The organism is Lentzea sp. NPDC003310 (assembly GCF_040610935.1).
GTDB lineage: Bacteria > Actinomycetota > Actinomycetes > Mycobacteriales > Pseudonocardiaceae > Lentzea.
Genome location: NZ_JBEXNC010000006.1, coordinates 1 through 15,994, shown reverse-complemented (window position 1 = coordinate 15,994; position 15,994 = coordinate 1). Strand labels below are relative to the sequence as shown.

General features: G+C 69.5%; 19 protein-coding genes. 6 read left to right on the top strand and 13 right to left on the bottom strand.

The features are described from left to right. The first annotated feature begins 21 nt into the window (after positions 1–21). Positions 22–1,398 carry an FAD-linked oxidase C-terminal domain-containing protein gene (locus tag ABZX02_RS12650; RefSeq protein ID WP_355297642.1) on the top strand — a complete coding sequence of 459 codons (1,377 nt, stop codon included), beginning with the start codon at positions 22–24 and terminating at the stop codon, positions 1,396–1,398. On the opposite strand, the gene ABZX02_RS12645 is transcribed toward ABZX02_RS12650, so the two are convergent. The 8 genes from ABZX02_RS12645 to ABZX02_RS12610 form a co-directional block, all read right to left on the bottom strand. Further along, positions 1,395–2,822 (bottom strand): amidohydrolase family protein, encoded by a 1,428-nt coding sequence (locus ABZX02_RS12645; protein ID WP_355297640.1) that lies wholly within the window; start codon positions 2,820–2,822, stop codon positions 1,395–1,397. The two genes, ABZX02_RS12650 and ABZX02_RS12645, sit on opposite strands and share 4 nt — an antisense overlap. A 34-nt stretch (positions 2,823–2,856) precedes the next feature. Then, positions 2,857–3,057, bottom strand: a complete 201-nt coding sequence (locus ABZX02_RS12640) for a hypothetical protein (RefSeq protein ID WP_355297638.1) — start codon at positions 3,055–3,057, stop codon at positions 2,857–2,859. Next, on the bottom strand, positions 3,058–4,206 hold the full coding sequence (locus ABZX02_RS12635; RefSeq protein ID WP_355297636.1) for a glycoside hydrolase family 18 protein: 1,149 nt from the start codon (positions 4,204–4,206) through the stop codon (positions 3,058–3,060). Positions 4,207–4,353: 147 nt separating this feature from the next. Further along, positions 4,354–5,073: a VTT domain-containing protein gene (locus tag ABZX02_RS12630; RefSeq protein WP_355297634.1), complete on the bottom strand. Its 720-nt coding sequence runs from the start codon at positions 5,071–5,073 to the stop codon at positions 4,354–4,356. 17 nt (positions 5,074–5,090) lie between these two features. Next, entirely contained in the window at positions 5,091–5,285 is a 195-nt protein-coding gene (locus ABZX02_RS12625; RefSeq protein ID WP_355297632.1) for a hypothetical protein, read from the bottom strand. Positions 5,286–5,289: 4 nt separating this feature from the next. Continuing rightward, positions 5,290–6,441, bottom strand: coding sequence for an N-acetylglucosamine-6-phosphate deacetylase (nagA, locus tag ABZX02_RS12620; RefSeq protein WP_355297631.1), 1,152 nt, complete (start codon positions 6,439–6,441; stop codon positions 5,290–5,292). Continuing rightward, complete coding sequence (locus ABZX02_RS12615) at positions 6,441–7,349, bottom strand: ROK family protein (protein ID WP_355297629.1); 909 nt, start codon at positions 7,347–7,349, stop codon at positions 6,441–6,443. The genes nagA and ABZX02_RS12615 overlap by 1 nt, the downstream gene beginning before the upstream one ends. A gap of 270 nt (positions 7,350–7,619) precedes the next feature. Then, entirely contained in the window at positions 7,620–8,183 is a 564-nt protein-coding gene (locus ABZX02_RS12610) for a SigE family RNA polymerase sigma factor (RefSeq protein ID WP_030465839.1), read from the bottom strand. 40 nt (positions 8,184–8,223) lie between these two features. On the opposite strand from ABZX02_RS12610, the gene ABZX02_RS12605 reads away from it, so the two are divergent. Further along, the gene (locus ABZX02_RS12605) at positions 8,224–8,499 is read left to right on the top strand and encodes a YciI family protein (protein WP_355297627.1); all 276 of its coding nucleotides are present in this window, start codon (positions 8,224–8,226) and stop codon (positions 8,497–8,499) included. Positions 8,500–8,524: 25 nt separating this feature from the next. Here ABZX02_RS12605 and ABZX02_RS12600 read toward each other — a convergent pair whose 3' ends face one another. Continuing rightward, on the bottom strand, positions 8,525–9,376 hold the full coding sequence (locus ABZX02_RS12600) for an SDR family oxidoreductase (protein ID WP_355297626.1): 852 nt from the start codon (positions 9,374–9,376) through the stop codon (positions 8,525–8,527). A gap of 44 nt (positions 9,377–9,420) precedes the next feature. Beyond that, positions 9,421–10,347: an aldo/keto reductase gene (locus ABZX02_RS12595; RefSeq protein ID WP_355297624.1), complete on the bottom strand. Its 927-nt coding sequence runs from the start codon at positions 10,345–10,347 to the stop codon at positions 9,421–9,423. A 37-nt stretch (positions 10,348–10,384) separates the two neighbouring features. Here ABZX02_RS12595 and ABZX02_RS12590 point away from each other — a divergent pair, with 37 nt between their 5' ends. Next, positions 10,385–11,167 carry a TIGR03620 family F420-dependent LLM class oxidoreductase gene (locus tag ABZX02_RS12590; RefSeq protein WP_355297623.1) on the top strand — a complete coding sequence of 261 codons (783 nt, stop codon included), beginning with the start codon at positions 10,385–10,387 and terminating at the stop codon, positions 11,165–11,167. Here the strand turns inward: ABZX02_RS12590 and ABZX02_RS12585 are convergent. Further along, entirely contained in the window at positions 11,157–11,441 is a 285-nt protein-coding gene (locus ABZX02_RS12585) for a DUF427 domain-containing protein (protein ID WP_355297621.1), read from the bottom strand. The two genes, ABZX02_RS12590 and ABZX02_RS12585, sit on opposite strands and share 11 nt — an antisense overlap. 157 nt (positions 11,442–11,598) lie before the next feature. Here ABZX02_RS12585 and fbaA point away from each other — a divergent pair, with 157 nt between their 5' ends. Beyond that, complete coding sequence (gene fbaA, locus ABZX02_RS12580) at positions 11,599–12,633, top strand: class II fructose-bisphosphate aldolase (RefSeq protein WP_355297620.1); 1,035 nt, start codon at positions 11,599–11,601, stop codon at positions 12,631–12,633. Between the two features lie 51 nt (positions 12,634–12,684). On the opposite strand, the gene ABZX02_RS12575 is transcribed toward fbaA, so the two are convergent. After that, the gene (locus tag ABZX02_RS12575) at positions 12,685–13,512 is read right to left on the bottom strand and encodes an NAD(P)H-binding protein (RefSeq protein ID WP_355297618.1); all 828 of its coding nucleotides are present in this window, start codon (positions 13,510–13,512) and stop codon (positions 12,685–12,687) included. Between the two features lie 85 nt (positions 13,513–13,597). Here ABZX02_RS12575 and ABZX02_RS12570 point away from each other — a divergent pair, with 85 nt between their 5' ends. Next, positions 13,598–13,969 carry a helix-turn-helix domain-containing protein gene (locus ABZX02_RS12570; RefSeq protein WP_355297616.1) on the top strand — a complete coding sequence of 124 codons (372 nt, stop codon included), beginning with the start codon at positions 13,598–13,600 and terminating at the stop codon, positions 13,967–13,969. Here the strand turns inward: ABZX02_RS12570 and ABZX02_RS12565 are convergent. Then, positions 13,949–15,064 carry a hypothetical protein gene (locus ABZX02_RS12565; RefSeq protein WP_355297614.1) on the bottom strand — a complete coding sequence of 372 codons (1,116 nt, stop codon included), beginning with the start codon at positions 15,062–15,064 and terminating at the stop codon, positions 13,949–13,951. The two genes, ABZX02_RS12570 and ABZX02_RS12565, sit on opposite strands and share 21 nt — an antisense overlap. A 279-nt stretch (positions 15,065–15,343) precedes the next feature. Here ABZX02_RS12565 and ABZX02_RS12560 point away from each other — a divergent pair, with 279 nt between their 5' ends. Continuing rightward, positions 15,344–15,763, top strand: coding sequence for a DUF3151 domain-containing protein (locus tag ABZX02_RS12560; protein WP_355297613.1), 420 nt, complete (start codon positions 15,344–15,346; stop codon positions 15,761–15,763). Positions 15,764–15,994 lie beyond the last annotated feature (231 nt).

The following is a 15,994-nucleotide window of genomic DNA, read 5'->3' as shown; positions in this document are numbered from 1 at the left end:
CGAAATCGTGGGACTAGCGTGGTGGGCATGGAGACCCTGCTCGCCGAACTCCGCACCGCAGTGGGTGACTCCGGTGTCCTCACCGACGCCGACGTCACCGCGAGCTACCAGCGCGACATGATGCCGCTGGCGCCGCACGGCAGCCCGTTGGCCGTGGTGTTCCCGATGGACACCGAACAGGTCCAGGCGGTGGTGCGGGCCTGTGCACGGCACCGGGTCCCGATCGTCCCGCGCGGCGCGGGCAGCGGCCTGTCCGGCGCCGCGAACGCCATCGAGGGCTGCGTCGTCCTGGTCACGACCAAGATGGACGCGATCGTCGAGATCGACGCGGACAACCGCCTCGCCGTCGTCGAGCCCGGCGTGGTCAACCTCGACCTGCGCGGCGCGGTCGAGAAGCACGGCCTGTTCTACCCGCCGGACCCGAGCAGCTACGACTGGTGCACGATCGGCGGCAACCTCTCCACCAACGCCGGTGGCCTGTGCTGCGTGAAGTACGGCGTCACCACGGACTCGGTGCTCGGCCTGGAGGTCGTGCTGGCCGACGGCGAGGTGTTGCGCACCGGCCGTCGCACCGTCAAGGGCGTCGCGGGCTACGACCTCACCAAGCTCTTCATCGGCTCCGAGGGCACGCTCGGCGTGATCACCAAGGCCACGCTGGCGTTGAAGCCCCTGCCGCAGGCTCCGGCGACGCTGGTCGCCGCGTTCGGAAGCACCGCCCTCGCGGGTGCCGCGGTCAGCCGGATCGTCCGCGAGGGCCTGGTGCCGTCGCTGATGGAGATCATGGACCGCACGTCGATCGAGGCCGTCGAGCAGTACCTGAAGACCGAGCTGGGCGCCGGCCCGGGCTGCGCGGCGCTGCTGATCTGCCAGTCCGACGCGGGCGGTGAGCAGGCCCGCGAGGAACTGCGCAAGATCGAGGAGATCTGCCTGGAGGCCGACCTCGTCTACGCGACCCACGACGTCAACGAGGGCCGTGACCTGCTCACGGCACGAAGGGCGGTGTTGACCGCGTTGGAGATCTACGGCTCGTGGCTGACCGACGACGTGTGCGTGCCCCGCACCCGCATCGCCGAGCTCATCCAGGGCTGCGAGGACATCTCCAAGGAGGTCGGCCTCAAGATCGCCGTCGTCGGCCACGCGGGCGACGGCAACATGCACCCGACGATCGTCTACGACCCCACCGACGCCGACCAGTTCGCGCGGGCGCAGAAGGCGTTCGACGACATCCTGGCCGTGGGGCTCTCGCTCGGCGGCACGGTCACCGGCGAGCACGGCATCGGCAAGATCAAGCGCGAGTGGCTCGCGAAGGAGATCGGGCCGGTCGGGCTCCGGGTCCACCGCGAGATCAAGCGAGCACTGGACCCGGAGAACCTGTTCAACCCCGGTTCGATGTTCTAACAGCAGGTCTGGACGGCCGCGGGGAACGGCTCCTGCGCGGCCTTCTCGACGTCCGCGAGCATCCGCTGCCGTTCCGCCGGTCCGAGGACGCGCCCTCGGGTCAGCACGGTGTGGATGCGTTGCGTGTTGCGGATGTCCCTGATCGGGTTGCCGTCCAGCACGACGAGGTTCGCCTCCGCCCCCGGCTTGATCACGGCACCGCGCGTGCCCGCCTTCAGCGCCGCCGTCGTCGACAGACCGGCCTCGACCAGCAGCTCCAGTTCGTCGTGCACGGAGAAGCCGGAGAACGAGTACGGGTTGCCGGCGTCTGTGCCGAGCAGGACCTCGACGCCGAGCTCGTGCATTTCGGCGACCTGGTCCTGGCGGCGGCGGAAGAAGTCGGCCTGCTGCCGGATCTCCTGCGGTGTCACCGGAACCCACTGCGTGAGGCCGTCCCGCCAGTAGTCGCGGTAGAACGCCGGCATGTACTTGAGCCGCGGGTCGTTCGCGAACCGGTCGGCCGGGCTGGCGTACACGCGCATCGCGACCATCGTCGGGCACAGCGCGGAACCGTTGCGCCGCAACCGCTTCGCGAGGTGCACGGCCTTGCTCCGGCTGTGCGAGAGCGTGGCCTGGCGTTCGAACTCCAGCACCTGCTTGAACCACGCGAACGAGTTCGCCGGGTCGAACGGCAGGTCCGCTATCGCCTGGCGCAGCTGGGTTTCGCGACTGCTCGTGGCGAGCGGCAGGCCGTACATGTGCTCGAACGTGCGTTGACCGAGGTCGCTCGCGTCGCCCAGCGCCACGTGGTTCGAGCAGTGGCCGGCGAACGTGATGGCCTGCCGCGCGCACTCGTCCGCGATGGCCGCGAGCGTCGGCCGGTCCAGGTACGAGTAGACCTTCACGAAGTCCGCGCCCTGCGCCTTCGCGTCCCGCACGGCCTGGCGGCCCTCGTCGGGCGTGGCGACGACCAGGGCGCCGGGCAGGGTGGAGCCCGGTCCGTCGATGATCGTGCTCCCGACGACGAGCCGAGGCCCGAACACCTCGCCGCGCTCGATCCGTTCGCGCAGCTCGTAGATCGGCGGGAAGCCCCACATCTCCCGGATGCCCGTCACGCCGTTGACCAGGCACAGCGGCAACGTGATCCGGTCCAGGTACGCGCCGTGCACGTGCATGTCCCACAAGCCGGGGACGACGAACTTGCCGGCGAGGTCGAGGCACGTCGAGCCGCGCGGCAGGGGCAGGTCGCGCGAGCCGACGGCGAGGACCCTGTTGTCCGCCAGCACGACGGTGGTGTCCGGCCGGGTGCCGGACGAGTCGACGAGCGTCACGCCGCGCAGTGCGGTGACGCCCGTCGAGGCCTCGGCCCGGCCGGGCGCGAGCAGGCCCGCCACCCCGAGTCCGGCCAGCCATCCCAGCAGTTCACGTCGAGTGGTCTCGGTCATGCTGTTCAACCAACACCTTGACGTTGCGTGAGACTCAAATCCTTTCGAGCACCCGGCGCGCGTCGGCCGCCCAGAGCGGGCTGGCGCTGAGCTCGACGAGCTCGGGCATAAGCGCCGCGCGGTGTTCGGGCTCCAGCCGTTCGCCGACGTACTTCAGCGCGGCCGCCACCTGCCACGCGTCCCTGCTGCGCAAGGCCTGGCGCAGCAGCACGAGGCGGTCCTGGTCGTGCGCCACCTAACGGGACATCGCGGTGAGCAGCGAGTGCTGGGCGTCGTCGTGCCCGAGCTCCCACATGAACGTGCCGAGCAGCCCCCGCGACTTCGCGAAGTCCGCGCGGATGCCGATGGAGCGCGGGTTCTCGTACGACACGAACTTCTTCTCCGCCGCGTTGTACAGCCACGGCGACTGCGCGACCGGGTGCCAGTACTCCCGCCAGCCCGGAGTGGCCTTGAGCTTCAGCGCCTCGTCGTAGCCGTCGACCCAGAACGCGCTGTCGTACGGCTGGTAGAGCCCGTGCTGCGGTCCTTCGGTCTTGACGTTGAAGCCGCGGCCGTAGAAGGGCACGCCGAGCACCATCTTGCGCGGCGAGACTCCGTGCCGCTGGTAGTAGTCGATCGCGCCCACGACGTTGTTCCACCTGCGGTCCGCGGCGGGCATCGGGTCGTTCGCGACCTGCCGGAAGCCGGCGTTGAACGTGGCGACGGGCGAGAAGCCGGTGCCCAGGTCGTAGGTCATGACGTTGATGAAGTCCATGACCTGGCTGAGCTCGCGCAGCTCGAACGACTTCGCCGGGTCGTACGGGCCGTCGGTCTGCAGGCGGCCCGCCGGCAGGGCGGCGGTGACGAGCTTGCGGTGACCCAGCGCCTTGCGGAAGTCCTTGGTCAGCAACGTCATGTTGCGCCGGTCCTCCGGGCGGTCGGTGATCTCGACCGGGCCGCCGTGGACCGGGAACTCCCAGTCGATGTCGATGCCGTCGAACGTGCCGTCGCGGAAGAAGAGGTCCACACAGGACTGGACGAGCACCTTGCGCGAGGCAGGGGTCAGTGCGGCGTCGGAGAAACCGCCCGCGCCCCAGCCGCCCAGCGAGATCAGGGCCTTGAGCTTCGGCTTGCGCTTCTTCAGGTCGCGGATGTCGGCGAAGTCCTCGGCCGCGGTGGGCGCGGTCATCGTGCACTTGCCGTTCTCGATGGTGGAGAACGCGTAGAACAGGTGCGTGATCGGCGTGGTCGTCGGGATGGACGAGATCGGCTTCGACCCGCTGAACCAGTTGCCGTAGTAGGCGCCGACGATCTTGCCCGGTGTGGCTTCGGCTGTGCCGCTGATACCAACTGAGACGGAAAGTGCGGCCAGTGCGACCGCCAATCCCTTGCGGAACAACGACATCGCAGCCCCCGGTGGATCTCGTCGGTGGTCCAGACCACTCGAACCTAGGGGTGGCGCCGGGTCCGCCGCAAGACCGCCGGCGGATACCGGTCCTCCCGACGCGAAAGGCCCGCCTGCCGGGGCAGACGGGCCTTCGGTGGTGCGTGGTCAGCGTTCGACGCGGGGGATGATCTGCGTCGAGTCGTCCTGGATCTCCTGCATGACCTGCGTGATGTCGTCCGCCTCGGTCTCGAGCAGCGCCTTCTTCTCCTTGCGCGCCTTGATCACCTCGATGATGATCGGCACGATCGACAGGAAGACGATGGCGAGCAGCGTGATCTCGAGGTTGTTCTTGATGAAGGACACCTGGCCGAGGAAGTAGCCGAGGATCGTCAGACCCGCGGCCCACGCCACGCCGCCGATGGCGGAGTAGGTGAAGAACTTCTTCGGGTCCATCTTGCCCACACCGGCCATCGCCGTGATGAACGTGCGGACGATCGGCACGAACCTCGCGAGCACGATGGCGCGGGCGCCGTACTTGTCGAAGAACTCCTGCGTCTTGTCGACGTACTCCTTCTTGAAGATCTTCGACTCCGGCTTGGCGAACAGCGCCGGGCCGGCCTTGGCGCCGATGTAGTAGCCGACGACGTTGCCGACGAAGGCGCAGATCGTCAGCAGCACGCAGACGAGCCAGAGCGGGGTGTCGATGGTGCCCGCCGCGACGAAGAGACCCGCCGTGAACAGCAGCGAGTCGCCGGGCAGGAAGAAGCCGACGAGGAGCCCGCACTCCGCGAAGATGATGAGGCACAACCCGATGAGCATGTACGGGCCGAGCCCGTTCAGCAGAACGGTGGGGTCCAGCCAGTCAGGGCCCAATGCAACAGTCACGGCGACAACGGTACAGGTCAGCTCAGCGTGATCACTGCGGCCACCGTGCCCGCAGCCAGGCCCAACAACAGCGCGAGGCCCAGGATCCACCACACCGGCATGCGTGCGGGGGGCTCGTCGGCGATTGGGACATGTGCGACAAATCCGGCATTTGTGCTGGTCGCCTGCGCGCGCAGGGCGTCGGTCACCAGTCGTTCCGGATCGTCGCCCATGCACCTAGTCCTTGACCCACTCGCCCCTGACCATCACGTCCTGCGGCTTCAATTCTGCATCCAGCACGACGATGTCCGCGGCGAGGCCCGCCTCGAGCTTGCCGGTGTCGAGGCCGAGGAGCTCGGCGCCGCGGGTGGAGGCGGCGTACGAGGCCTCGACGAGGGACAGGCCGCAGGCGTTCACGGCGTTGCGGAACGCCATGTCCATCGTGAGCGTGCTGCCCGCGAGGGAGGCGCCTCCCGCCAACGTCGGCACGCCGTCGACGACGCGCACCTCGAGGCCGCCGATGTCGTAGACGCCGTCACCGACGCTCGCCGCCGCGATGGCGTCGGTGATGAGGACGGTGCGCTGGAGACCGGCGTGACGTGCGGCGAGGCGGACCGCCGTCGGGTGCAGGTGGACCAGGTCGCAGATGAGTTCGACGGTCACGCGCTCGTCGTCCAGCAGCGCGCCGATCGGGCCCGGTTCGCGGTGGTGCAGCGGGCGCATGCCGTTGAACAGGTGCGTCGCCACGGACGCGCCGGCGTCCACGGCGGGGCGGACCTGCGCCTCGGTGGCGTCGGTGTGGCCGATGGCGGCGATGACGCCCGAGTCCACGAGCTGGCGCACGGCGTTCACGGCACCTTCGAGCTCGGGCGCGATGGTGATCATGCGGACGGTGCCCTTGCCCGCGTCGAGCAGCTTCGTCACCGCCGTCTGCTCCGGCGGGCAGAGGATCGCCGGGTCGTGCGCGCCGCAGCGGGCGGCGGACAGGAACGGGCCCTCGAGGTGGATGCCCGCGACCACGCCCTCCTGGACGAGCTCGGCGAGCGCGGAGACCTGGTCCGCCAGCTCCGGCACCGGGCGGGTGACCAGCGACGCGAGCACCGTCGTGGTGCCGTGCCTGCGGTGGGCGGCGGCGGCCTTGCGCACCTTCGCCGGGTCGCTGCTGGTGAACGCGGCACCGCCACCGCCGTGGCAGTGGATGTCGACGAAGCCGGGCACGATCGTGCCGCCGGCGACGTCGGTCGTCGGGCCGTCGGGCGCGGCGCCCTCGCCCACCGCGGCGATCCTGCCGTCGCGGACGCTCACCCACCCGTTCTCGAGCACCCCTCCCGGCGTGACGACCCGACCCCCGGTCAGGGTCACGTCGACTGGTCCACCCCACGTGCTCATCACGCCTCCAGCGTGTCGATGGCCAGCAGCGCCGCGCCGAGGAAGCCCGCCTCGTCGCCGAGCGCCGCGAGCAGAAGCTCCGGTCGGCGCTGGAAGGCGATCAGGCCGTCCAGCCGTTCCCTCAGGGGCTCCACCAGCAGATCTCCTGCCAGCGCGAGCCCACCGCCGAGCACCACGGCTTCCGGTCCGAGCAACGTCGCCAACACCAGGATCCCCCTGGCGAGCGCGTCCACGGCCTCGTGCCACACGGCGACGGCGTCTGGCTCCCCGTCCCGGACCCTGCGCGCGACCTCAGCGGCGCCGTGGACGGGGGTGCCGGTACGTGCGGTGTACCGGCGGGCGATCGCCGCGGAGGACGCCACTGTCTCCACGCAGCCGATCTGGCCACAGGCGCAGGGCACGCCGTGGCCGACGTTCACATGTCCGATCTCACCCGCGAAGCCGTCGCCGCTGAAGATCTTCCCGTCCAGCAGCAGTGCTCCGGCGATGCCCGTGCCGATGGGCATGATCACCGCGTTGCGCAGGTCCCTGGCGGCACCCATGCGGCATTCGGCCAGGCCCGCGGCGCGCACGTCGTGCCCGAACGCGACGGGGATGCCCAGCCGTTCGGTCATGACGGCGCTGAACGGGAACCGGCTCCACGGCAGGTTCGTCGTGTACACGCCGACGCCGTTCGCCTCGTCCACGATGCCCGGCGCCACGATCCCCACGGCGTCGATCTCGTGCTCGGAGGCGTTGCCGAGCTCCTCGACGAGCTCGGCGATGACGTCGAGGAGGGGCTCCAGCTCGCCGGGCGTCGCCCTGCGCGCGTGCTTCACCGCCGCCACCGCGTCCGAGGTGCCGGTGACGAGCGCCGCCTTGGTCTCGGTGCCACCGATGTCGACGGCTACCACGTGTCTGCGTGCCACGGGATCTGATCCTGCGGCATGGGAGGCCTATTGGTCTATACCAAGTACCGATTTGGGCGCGTGGTCTTACGAGCTGAAACCGCCCGCACCGGACAAAACGGCGTCACCAGCTGAAACGGTGAAGTTCCCTCACTACTGGGACGGTCGGCTCGGTGACCTGGCGTGGTCGGTCCGACCGGCGGCACGCGAGGCGACGCGGACCCGGACGAGCCCGCGTTCGACCACCACCCGTCACGACGGGTGGTGATCCGCTGCGTGCGGCAGGCCCGCTCAGCCCGCCATGATCTTCTGCAGGGCGTCGAGCGCGCGCGAGGCCGTCGACTTCACGGTGCCCTTCGAGATGCCGGTGGCCTCGGCGATCTCGGCCTCCGACAGGTCGCCGTAGTAGCGCAGCACGAGCACCTCGCGCTGGCGCGGCGGCAGCTGCTGCAACGCCTTGACCACGGCCTGGTGCTCCGCGGTCAGCATCGCGAGCGACTCGGCCGACCGCGCGTTCGCGACGTGCGGGGGCGTGTAGTCGCGGGCGGTCTTGCGGCGACGCAGCACGCTGCGCGACCCGTTGACCACGGCCGTGCGGAGGTAACCGACGGCGGCCTGGGCGTCGCGCAGGCCCTTCCAGTTGCGGTGCAGGCCGGTGAAGGCCTCCTGGACCACGTCCTCGGCGGTCGCGGGCTCGTCCACGAGCAGCAGCGCGAGCCTGATGAGGCGCATGCGGTGCTGCTTGTACAGGTCTTCGAGCGTGAGCGGCCCTGTGGGAGGTCCTGCGACGCCGTCCTTGATTCGCAGGTTGGTCAGGGTGTCCTGCACGGTGCGCGGGGTTTCTTCGCCAACCACAAGGTAGGACGGTACCGGTCAGCTTCACTACGGTGGAGCCATGGCCCGCTTTGCAGTCGAATTGGTGTTCGGTCCCGACCGTGAGAAGCGTCTCGCAGTACGCCCCGAGCACCGCGAGTACATCGCGTCCCTCGTCGAGAAGGGCGTGGTCCTCGCCTCAGGCCCGTACGCGGACGACACGGGCGCGTTGATCGTCTACGAGGCGGCGGACGAGGCCTCGCTGAAGGAGATCATCGCCGCCGACCCGTACACGCCCGCGAACGTCGCCGAGTGGCGCATCCGCGAGTGGAACGCCTTGATGGGCTCCTGGCTGTGACGTGGCCGCGCCTCCGGCGCGGCGATCACCGACTAGCGGCCTGACCGCCCGGCCCGACCAGCCCCGACGTGTCCGACTTCGCCATCTCGAGGTCGGCCGCCTTGATCTCCTCGACCGCCTGGCGGTCCACGACCACCGGCGTGAACGCGCGGAAGTACTTGAGAGCGCCGACCCAGCCGGGGACGTGGACCGCCTTCGCCCGCTTCTCGATGCCCTTCACCACGGCGCGGCCGACGTTGCGGACCGGGTACTTCTTGCCGGCCACGCCCGGCATGCCCTTGCGCAGCTTCCCGAAGACCGGGTGCTCGTCGGCGCTGTTGACCATGTCCGTGGAGATCCACGAGAAGTACGCCGTGCCGACGTCCACGCCCAGGTGCCGGACCTCGGCGCGCAGGCTGTCCGCAAACGCTTCGCAGCCCGCCTTCGCCGCCGAGTAGGCCGCGTTGCCGGGGATGTGCACGATCGCCGCGAGCGACGAGACGACCAGGCAGTAGCCGCGGCTCTTGATCAGGTGCGGCAGCGCCGTGCGGACCGTGCGCCACACGCCGAGCAGGTTGACCTCGATGACCCGCTCGAACGCCTTCGGGTCCATCGAGCGCACGAACCCGGTGGCCGCGATGCCCGCGTTCGCCACCACGACGTCGATGCCGCCGAAGTGGTCCGCGACCTCGCTCATCACGCGGTCGAGCACGTCCCAGTCCGTGACATCGGCTTCCCACGCCTTGCCGCCGGTCTCCCGCGCGACCTCGTCGAGCTGGGCCTTCTCCAGCCCGACGAGCGCGAGACGAGCCCCTCGCCCGGCCAGTTGCCTCGCCACCTCGGCGCCGATGCCCCTGGCCGCGCCGGTGATCAGTACCACCTTGCCCGTGACGTCCATGCCGTCACGGTAACGCAACCTACTCCCAGTAAGCTACTGGCAAGTTAAATTGCACTCAGGCGGTCCACCTCTGCCTGGGTGAGCTCCAGCGTGAGCACCGGCAGCAGGTCGCTGAGCTGCTCCAACGTGCGGGCGGACGCGATCGGCGCGGCCACCGTCGGCTGCTGCGCGAGCCACGCGAGGGCCACCGCGGCGACGGTCGTGGAGTGCGTCTCGGCCAGTTCGTCGAGCACTTCGAGGACCTGCAGGCCGTGCTCGTCGAGGTACTGCGCCGCGCCGCCTGCCCGCACGCTGTCCACCTCCACGCCCGGCCGGTACTTGCCGGTCAGGAAGCCGCGCGCGAGACCCCAGTACGGCAGCGTGGCCAGACCGTGCTCGGCGACGACCGCCTGCAGGTCGCCCTCGAACTTGGCGCGGCTGACCAGGTTGTACTCGGGCTGCAGTGCCACGAACTTCGCGAAGCCCTCGCGCTCCTGGATCTCGAGCGCCCGCGCGAGCCGTTCGGCGGAGAAGTTGGACGCGGCGACGTAGCGGACCTTGCCGTCGCGGACGAGCTGGTCGTACGCGGCGAGCGTCTCCTCCAGCGGCGTGCCCGGGTCGTCGCGGTGGTCGTAGTAGAGGTCGACGTGGTCGACGCCGAGCCGCTTCAGCGACCGTTCGGCGGCGGTCAGCACGGTGTCGCGCCGCTGGTTGTCGAACCCGGCGAGCATGCCGACCTTGGTGGCGACCACGACGTCGTCGCGGTTGCCGCGCGCGGCCAGCCACCGGCCAATGATCGTCTCCGACTCGCCGCCGGAGTTGCCCTCGCCCCAGGCCGAGTACACGTCGGCGGTGTCGAGGAAGTTCCCGCCCGCCGCCGTGTAGGCGTCGAGCACGGCGAACGACTGCTCCTCGTCGGCGGTCCAGCCGAAGACGTTGCCACCCAAACAGAGGCGTGAGATTTCGAGGTCCGTGGTGCTCAAGATCGGCATACTGCGAAGGTAGTCCGCCGCGACGATTGGGGTTCGCATGCTGGGAACGTTCGGAGTCTGGGGTTCGCACTACGAGTGGGCGCCGAAGATCGGTGAGATCGCGGAGCTCGAAGCCCTCGGCTACAGCGCCTTCTGGATCGGCGCCTCACCGGACATCGCCCTGGTCGAGCAGGCGTTGAACGCCACGGAGTCGATCACCGTCGCGACCGGCATCACCAACGTCTGGCAGACCGAGCCCGAGGCGGTCTCCGCCGAGTTCCACCGGCTGGCGAGCGACAGGTTCCTGCTCGGCGTCGGCATCGGCCACCGGCAGCTCGACCAGGCCTACGAGAAGCCGTACGCCAAGCTCGTCGGCTACCTCGACCGCCTCGACGTGCCGGCCGACCGGCTCGTGCTGGCCGCGCTCGGCCCGAAGGTGCTGCAGCTCGCCGCGGACCGGACCGCCGGCGCCCACCCGTACCTCGTGCCGGTCGAGCACACCGCCGAAGCCCGCAAGGCGCTCGGCGACAAGCTGCTCGCGCCCGAGGTCACCGTGGTCGTCGAGGAGGACCCGGAAACCGCACGGGCCATCGCGCGTGAGCAACTGGCGCTCTACTTCACGCTCACGAACTACGTGAACAACTGGCGCCGGTACGGGTTCTCCGAGGAGGACGTGAAGGGTTCGGACCGGCTCATCGACGCGTTGGTCGCGCACGGCAGCCCGGACCAGGTGGCCGCGAAGCTGCAGGCGCACGTCGACGCGGGTGCCGACCACGTGGCCGTCCAGTCTCTGAACGGCCACTACGCGGAACTGGCCGGCGCGCTCGGGCTCAGGCGCTGATCTCGACGCCCTTCCAGAACGCCACGCGGCCCTTGATCTCCTTCGCCGCGTCCTTGGGCTCGGCGTAGTACCAGGCCGCGTTGGTGTTCTCGGAGCCGTCGACGTGCAACGAGTAGTAGTTCGCGTCGCCCTTCCACGGGCAGTGGGAGGTGTGGTCGGTCGGCTTCAGCACGGCCGGGTCGACGGATTCCAGCGGGAAGTAGTGGTTGCCCTCGACGACGACCGTGTCGTCGCTCGAGGCGATGATCTTGCCGTTCCACTCAGCGGTTGCCATGCCTTCCACTATCCCCCTACCGGCGAGTAGTGCAGATCGGCTGGTCAGCTCGTACTTGATCGATCCCTCTGTGAGGGCGGCCACTGTTACGGCCCCGTGACACCGACTCGTAGGATGCGGGCTGACACCCGTTCAGGGCGCCTGAGGAGGACCACCGATGCCCATCGCAACTCCCGAGGTCTACGCGGAGATGCTGGACCGGGCCAAGGCGAACGAGTTCGCCTACCCCGCCATCAACGTCACGTCGTCGGAGACGCTCAACGCGGCTCTGCGCGGCTTCGCCGAGGCTGAGAGCGACGGCATCATCCAGGTCTCGACCGGCGGTGCCGAGTTCGCCTCGGGCACCAAGGTCAAGGACATGGTGACCGGTGCCGTCGCGCTCGCGGAGTACGCGCACGTCGTTGCCGCGAAGTACCCGGTGAACATCGCGCTGCACACCGACCACTGCCCGAAGGACAAGCTCGACGGGTACGTGCGTCCGCTGATCGCGATCAGCCAGGAGCGCGTCGACAAGGGCGGCAACCCGCTCTTCCAGTCGCACATGTGGGACGGCTCGGCCGTGCCGCTGGAGGAGAACCTCCAGATCGCCTCCGAGCTGCTCGACCTCTCGGCCAAGGCCAAGCTCGTCCTCGAGATCGAGGTCGGCGTGGTCGGTGGCGAGGAGGACGGCGTCGACAACGAGATCAACGACAAGCTCTACACGACGCCCGAGGACTACCTGAAGACCGTCGACGCGCTCGGTGCCGGCGAGAAGGGTCGCTACCTGCTGGCCGCGACCTTCGGCAACGTGCACGGCGTCTACAAGCCGGGCAACGTGAAGCTGCGCCCGGAGATCCTCAAGCAGGGTCAGGACGTCGTGGCGGAGAAGCTCGGCCTCCCGGCCGGCTCGAAGCCGTTCGACCTGGTCTTCCACGGCGGCTCCGGCTCGCTGCTCGAGGAGATCCACGAGGCCGTGTCGTACGGCGTCATCAAGATGAACATCGACACGGACACGCAGTACGCGTTCACCCGCCCGATCGCGGCGCACATGTTCGCGAACTACGACGGCGTGCTGAAGATCGACGGCGAGGTCGGCAACAAGAAGACCTACGACCCGCGCAGCTACCTCAAGGCCGCCGAGACGGCCATGGGCGCCCGCATCGCGCAGGCGTGCGAGCACCTCAAGTCGTCGGGCCGCATGATCGCGGGCTGATCCACGGCTTCGAGCGAAGGCCCCCGGTGTCCGCCGGGGGCCTTCGTCGTGTCAGCGGAACGCCTCGACGTGGCGGGCGACCCAGTCGGCGAAGGTGCGCGGGGCGCGGCCGAGGACCTTCTCGACGTCCGGGCTCACCACCAGCTCGTCCGCGGTCGGCGAGCCGAGGATGTCGAGGGTGTCGTCGGCGAGCTCGCCCGGCATCAGCTGCTCCATGCCCGCCTTGGCCTCGGCGCGGCTGAGCTCGTGGAACCGCACGGGTTCGCCGAGCGCGTCCGCGATCGCCGCCGCCTGCTGCCGCGGCGTGACCACCTCCGGCCCGGTGAGCTCGAGGACGCCGTTCCGGTCGCTGCGCAGGGCGACGGCCGCGACCTCGGCGATGTCGGCCGGGTCGATGATCGGCACGCCGGTGTCGCCGAACGGCGCGGCGACGGTCCGCCGGGTGCGGACCGACTCGGCCCACCACAGCGCGTTGGACGCGAACCCGCCCGGACGCAGGACCGCCCAGTCGAGACCGGACCCGCGCAGCACGTCCTCCAGCCCGCGCAGCTCGATCCGCGTCGTGCCGAACGGCCTGGTCCGCACGCCCAGCGACGACAGCAGCACCACCCGGCCCACGCCCTGGGCGGCGGCGCGGTCGATCAGCGCGGTGGGGCCGGCGCCGACCGCGTGCAGGTCGCCGGACAGCAGCAGGAACAACGCCTTCGCGCCGTCCAGCGGGAGGGTGTCCGGCCGGGCGAGGTCGGCCTGGACGTGGCGCACGCCGTCCGGCACCTCGGCGGCGTTCCGCGACACGGCCACCACCTGCTCGCCCGCCTCGGCGAGTGCCTTCGTGAGGGGTCGTCCGATGTTCCCGGTCGCCCCGGTCACCACGATCATGTCCAGCTCCTTCGTCGTTGGTGGAGGCGACGCTAGGAACCGGGCTTACATTTCGTAAGGACGTACCTCTGGGTAAGCTCCGGACATGGCAGTCGGAGCTCAGTTCACGCGCCCCGAGAACAACGGGCGGTATGACGTGTTTCACACCAACTGCCCCGCGCGTGAGATGGTCGACCACGTCACCAGCCGGTGGGGCATCTGGGTGCTGATCTCGTTGCAGAGCAACGACCTGAGGTTCTTCGAACTGCGCGACAGCATCCAGGGCGTGAGCGAGAAGATGCTCTCCCAGACGTTGCGCGGGCTCGTCCAGGACGGCCTGATCTGGCGCAGGGTGGAGCCGACGACCCCGCCCCAGGTCACCTACGGGTTGACCGAGTTCGGGCGGGACGTCGGCGTGCCGCTGTCCGACCTGTTCGGCCGGATCACCAGCAGGTTGTCAGCCCAGCTCGAGGCGTGACGCGAGCAGCCGGGCCTGCGGCCGGCGGATCGCCATGTCGCCGACCGTCCACAGCACCGCCAGCAGCACGGCCGTGACCGCGGCCGACGCGAACGCGATCGGCGGACCCCACAGGTACTCCTGCTGGAACCAGATCCCGACGTACCCGACCGTGGTGACCGCGGCCGACCCGAGCACGGCCTTGGCGGGCGTGGGCATGTCCAGCGCGTGCGCGGCGTCGATCGCGAGCCCGACGAGGACCAGGAACAACGGCACCGCGGACTTCGGGAAGTCGATCCCGGCCAGCAACGGCCAGATCAGGCACCGGTACGCGACGTACCCGCCGGCGACGGCCGTGGCCGCCCACGGCTTCGCGATCGTCCGCCGCGCGACGACCAGCACGATCGCCGCCGCCACGAGCCCCCAGACCGGGTAGACCCAGTCCGCGATGGGCAGCGCGAAGTTCACGACGGCCTCGCGCCCGACCGGGATGCCGAGCTGGTCCGCGGCGAACTGCAGCAGGATGGGCTCGGCCTCGGGCCGGCCGCTGTCGTAGGCCTGCAACGCGCGCACGCCGTACTCCTGGTGCTGGTTGGGGAACCAGACGTTCTCCAGGAAGAAGAACCACAACGCCGCGAGCCCGAGAGTGCGGCCGGTGCCCTGCGGGTAGAGCTTCATCCAGCCGCGGATCGCGCCGGCGAGCATCACGGCCGTGCCGAGGTAGAGCAGCGCGTGCGACCCGCTCCAGCTCGTGATGTCGAGCCCGTTGACCCGGTGGTTGATGACGTCGATCGGCAGCGCGATCAGGAAGATCCCCGACCCGACCTGCATCAACCGGATCGTCAGCTTGTCGCCGCCGTACCCGGTGAACGTGTGGAACAACGTCAGCCCGACCACGATGACCGTGCCGACCGTGTTGATCAGGTGCGGCGGCGCGAGGTCGTCGCGCAACCACTTGAAGTGCCACGAGACGTCCCACGACGACCCGATCAACTTGAGCAGGAGACCGACGAGCCACAGCTGGTAGAGCTGCTTCGTGAGCGCCGCCGGTGTCTCCCGGCCGGGCGCGCCCCGCTCCCAGTACTGGTCCCGGAACTGCCTTACCCCCTGGATCATCCGCACATCATGAGCCGCGCTCAGGTGTCCAGGTAGGGCGAATGCCCCTGGTTTTACCCTGATGTTTCCAATTCGTGTGCACGATGGAGTGAACGAAGTTGAAGTTCCGTGCCGCGTCTCGGCAAGGTGCACGGCCATGAGCAACCAGATTCCCGAGAGCCACAAGGCCACCAGGAGCCAGCGGATCATCGCCGGCGTGCTCGTCACCGTGCTGATGCTCGCGGTGGTGGCGACCGTCATGCGGATGTTCGTCTGAGCTTGTCCGGGTGATGCGGCACGATGGTCCACATGGTTGAGAACCTGCTCGGGCCGGAGCCGACCCGTCTTCCCGAACGTCCTGAGGCGCAGGCCGCCGCTGACGGTGGCACCGATCCCGCCAAGATCGTCCGGGCTTATCCGGACTTCTCCGAGGCTTGGGCGTTGTTGGCCGAGCGTGCGCTGCATGCCGGGGACCCTGTGGCCGCTTACGCGTATGCGCGGACCGGGTACCACCGGGGGCTCGACCAGTTGCGTCGGGCTGGGTGGAAGGGCTTTGGGCCTGTGCCGTGGAACCACCGGCCGAACCAGGGGTTCCTGCGGGCGCTTGCTGCGCTTGCGCGGGCTGCTCGGGAGATTGGGGAGGACGAGGAGTGGGAGCGGTGCTCGAAGTTCCTCGCCGAGTCTGATGCTGAGGCTCCGGCTGCGCTTGGGCTGGTCTGACGCGCCGGTTCCGTTGTTGGCTCGGGTTGCGTGCGGCGGGTTTCTGTTGCGTGCTTCCCCTGGGGCTCTGCCCCAGACCCCGGCAATCTGATCAGGGGGTCCGCGCTGTGGGCGGGTAGATGGCACGCCTGTTGCGTAGAGCGGCTGCCTGTTTCGTAGTTTGGGCGCCTCGGCGGTGGGGTCCCATCACGAGCCGCACCAAGAGCGGGCCACAGCCAGGTAGGGATGTCA